Source organism: Microbacterium sp. Leaf351, assembly GCF_001423825.1.
Classification (GTDB): domain Bacteria; phylum Actinomycetota; class Actinomycetes; order Actinomycetales; family Microbacteriaceae; genus Microbacterium; species Microbacterium ginsengisoli.
The window spans coordinates 40,024-43,819 of sequence record NZ_LMPK01000037.1 but is presented as its reverse complement, the minus strand read 5'-3'; the positions used below and the strand labels follow the sequence as shown (position 1 = coordinate 43,819).

3 protein-coding genes and 1 pseudogene are annotated in these 3,796 nt (G+C 67.8%); 2 read left to right on the top strand and 2 right to left on the bottom strand.

The window, feature by feature from the left end:
• Positions 1-289 precede the first annotated feature (289 nt).
• Entirely contained in the window at positions 290-2,254 is a 1,965-nt protein-coding gene (acs, locus tag ASG00_RS12720) for an acetate--CoA ligase (protein WP_056210059.1), read from the top strand.
• Positions 2,255-2,315: 61 nt separating this feature from the next.
• On the opposite strand, the gene ASG00_RS12715 is transcribed toward acs, so the two are convergent.
• Both ASG00_RS12715 and ASG00_RS12710 read right to left on the bottom strand, forming a co-directional pair.
• On the bottom strand, positions 2,316-2,783 hold the full coding sequence (locus tag ASG00_RS12715; RefSeq protein ID WP_056210057.1) for a RidA family protein: 468 nt from the start codon (positions 2,781-2,783) through the stop codon (positions 2,316-2,318).
• Positions 2,780-3,004, bottom strand: coding sequence for a hypothetical protein (locus tag ASG00_RS12710; RefSeq protein WP_056210056.1), 225 nt, complete (start codon positions 3,002-3,004; stop codon positions 2,780-2,782). Before ASG00_RS12710 ends, ASG00_RS12715 begins: the two co-directional genes overlap by 4 nt.
• Positions 3,005-3,087: 83 nt before the next feature.
• Between ASG00_RS12710 and ASG00_RS18780 the strand changes: the two are divergent.
• Positions 3,088-3,796, top strand: a pseudogene (locus tag ASG00_RS18780) (transglycosylase domain-containing protein); the annotation flags it as partial.

Below are 3,796 nucleotides of genomic sequence, written 5' to 3'. Positions count from 1 at the left end.
CCACCACCGGAAACAACCGAAGTGACACCACACCACGGGACTTGACCGGCGGGAGGCGGCGCCCTGGGGGAAGGGCGCCGCCTCGCACGCCACCTTGCATTGGGGGTTGCGGGTGACATGCAGAACGCGCGAACGCGTTCCGAAGCACACCTTACGCAACCTCAGGCATCGTGCCAAACCCGGGCGCCCCGCAACCTCGCGCAACGTTCGGCACCCGAGCGTGTCGCGGCGCGGTGCTATACACAATGTGGACCTTCGTCCCTCTCGACGGCACGCAAAGGAGCGAGCAATGAGTCAGATCGACAGCCTTCTTCACGAGGACCGGCACTTCGCGCCCGCCGCTTCCTTCCGCGCCCAGGCCGTGGGCACCGCGGAGCTCTACGAACGCGCCGCAGCCGACCGCGAGGGCTTCTGGGCCGAGCAGGCGCGGGAGCTCGTGCACTGGCACCGCCCCTTCACGCAGGTGCTCGACTGGACCAACCCGCCGTTCGCGGAATGGTTCGCCGACGGCGAGCTGAACGTCGCCTACAACTGCCTCGACCGGCATGTCGAGGCAGGCAACGGCGCCCGCGTCGCCCTCTATTGGGAAGGCGAGCCGGGAGACTCCCGCCAGGTGACGTACGCCGAGCTCACCGACGAGGTCAAGCGACTCGCCAACGTGCTCGGCGACCTCGGCATCGGCCGCGGCGACCGCGTCGCGATCTACCTGCCGATGATTCCAGAGGCGGTCGCGGCCATGCTCGCGGTCGCCCGCGTGGGAGCGATCCACTCCGTGGTGTTCGGCGGGTTCTCCGCCGACAGCCTGCGCGCCCGCATCGACGACGCCGGAGCAAAGCTCGTGATCACCGCCGACGGCGGCTGGCGCAAGGGCAAGGTCTCACCGCTGAAGCCCGCCGTCGACCAGGCACTCGCCGACCGCGGATCCGGGGCGCAGGAGACCGTCGAGCACGTGCTCGTCGTCAAGCGCGGCGACAATCCCGTCGACTGGGCCGAAGGGCGCGACATCTGGTGGCATGAGGCCGTGCCCGCGGCATCCGCCGATCATGAGGCGCAGCCGTTCCCCGCCGAGAACCCGCTGTTCATCCTCTACACGTCGGGTACCACCGGGAAGCCGAAGGGCATCCTGCACACGTCGGGCGGGTACCTCACGCAGGCGACCTTCACCAACAAGGTCGTGCACGACATCCACCCCGAGACGGATGTCTACTGGTGCACCGCCGACATCGGCTGGATCACAGGCCACTCCTACGTCACGTACGGTCCGCTCTCCAACGGCGCGTCGCAGGTGCTCTACGAAGGAACTCCCGAATCACCCGAGCCCGGCCGCTGGTGGGCGCTGGTCGAGAAGTACAAGGTGAGCGTGCTCTACACGGCGCCCACCGCCATCCGCTCGTTCATGAAGCAGGGCCGGCAGATCCCCCAGCAGTACGACCTGTCGAGCATCCGGGTGCTCGGGTCGGTGGGCGAACCCATCAACCCCGAGGCTTGGATCTGGTACCGCGAGATCATCGGCGCTGACGAGGCCCCGATCGTCGACACGTGGTGGCAGACCGAGACCGGGGCCATCATGATCTCCGCACTGCCCGGCGTCACCGAGACCAAGCCCGGTTCGGCGCAGGTGCCGATCCCCGGCGTCTCGATCGACGTCGTCGACGAGAGCGGCGCCCACGTCGGCAACGGCAACGGCGGACTGCTCGTGATCACCGAGCCGTGGCCGTCGATGCTGCGCGGCATCTGGGGCGACCCCGAGCGGTTCGTCGAGACCTACTGGGAGAAGTTCGCCGACCAGGGGTACTACTTCGCGGGAGACGGCGCGCGCCTCGACGACGACGGCGACATCTGGCTGCTCGGCCGTGTCGACGACGTGATGAACGTCTCGGGCCACCGGCTCTCCACCGCCGAGATCGAGTCGGCTCTGGTCGCGAACGAGGCCGTCGCCGAGGCTGCGGTCGTCGGAGCGAGCGACGAGACCACCGGCCAGGCTGTCGTCGCATTCGTCATCATCAAGGAGAACTACCTCAAACAGCACTCCCCCGATGGGCTCGCCGGCACACTGCGCGGGTGGGTGGGCGAGCAGATCGGTCCGATCGCGCGCCCGCGTGACGTCTACATCGTGGGCGAGCTGCCCAAGACCCGTTCCGGCAAGATCATGCGCCGTCTGCTCCGGGATGTCGCGGAGGGCCGCGAGGTCGGCGACACCACGACGCTCGCCGACACGGCGGTGATGAGCGTCATCTCGGCGCAGGTGCGCTGACACGCCCTATATAGAGGAGGGGTCGGCGCACAGGCGCCGACCCCTCCTCTCGCGTGTGCGCTCAGGCGAGAGTGAAGACGACCTCGACCTCGACAGGCGAGTCGAGCGGGAGCACGGGAACACCGACGGCGGATCGCGCGTGGCGGCCGGCCTCACCGAACACCTCGCCGAGCAGCTCGCTCGCTCCGTTGATGACGCCCGGCTGGCCGGTGAACTCCGGCACCGACGCAACGAAGCCGGTGACCTTCAGCACACCCGTGAGCTTGTCGACTCCCCCCACGACCGCTGCCGCGGCGGCGATCGCGTTCAACGCGGACTGGCGGGCATAGGAGGCCGCATCTGACGCCGGCACGAGGCCGTGGCCGTCTCCGACTTTGCCGGTGGCCGGCAGCGCACCCGACACGAACGGCAGCTGACCGGCCGTGTAGACGAGGTCGCCGTGCACCTTGGCGGGCACGTAGGCCGCCACCGGAGGGACGACCTCCGGCAGCTCGAGTCCGAGCTCGGCGAGGCGGGCACTGATGGTCATCGGTCTTCTCCTTCGAAACGCTGCGCGGCCTCGGCGGCGGCCGCGAGTCCCACGTTGGCTGCGGCATCCGTCGTCACGGGCCGCTTGAAGTAGGCGACGAGGCCCCCCTCGGGTCCCGTCACCACCTGAACGAGCTCCCACCCATGCTTGCCCCAGTTGTTGAGGATCGCGGCGGTGTTGTGGATCAGCAGGGGCGTGGTGAGGTACTCCCACGTGGTCATGAGGCTCCGTCGGGTCGTGGTCGGGCGCGCACGGGCGCGGGCCTGCAAGGCTTCGCCCAGCATCCTGGCTTACGATCAAGCCTATGCCTGCATCGAAAACCACGGGTGGTGGTCTGCTTGCCGGACTCGCCGGACTGATCGGACTCAGCGCCGTCGCTGGAGTCCTCATCGCCGCCACGGTCACCCCCGCGATCGCGGTCACCTCGGCCACCGCATCGGGTGCGATCAACATGTTCGAGGATCTCCCGTCGAACCTCGACATCCAGACCCTGATGCAGCCGACGGTCTTCTACGCGAAGGACCCGTCGACTGGCCAGTACACCGAGATGACCTCGTACTACACCCAGAACCGCACGCCGGTGACGTACGACGAGGTGGCGCCGGTGATGTACCAGGCGATCCTCTCGAGCGAGGACCCGCGGTACTACGAGCACGGCGGGATCGACCTGATCGGCACCACGCGCGCGCTGCTCTCGAACATCCAGGGCAACAACGTGCAGGGTGGATCCTCGATCAGCCAGCAGTACGTGAAGAACGTGCTCGTGCAGAACTGCTACTCGACGGCGACGAACGACGCCGATGTGCAGAAGTGCTACAACGACGCCACCAACTCGTCGGGCGGCAGCGGCATCCAGCGCAAGCTGCAGGAGATGCGCTACGCCATCGCACTCGAGCAGAAGTATTCCAAGAACGACATCCTCGTCGGCTACCTGAACATCTCGAACTTCGGCGGGCAGACGTACGGTATCGAGGCGGCAGCCGAGCGCTACTTCGGCGTGCACGCCAAAGACC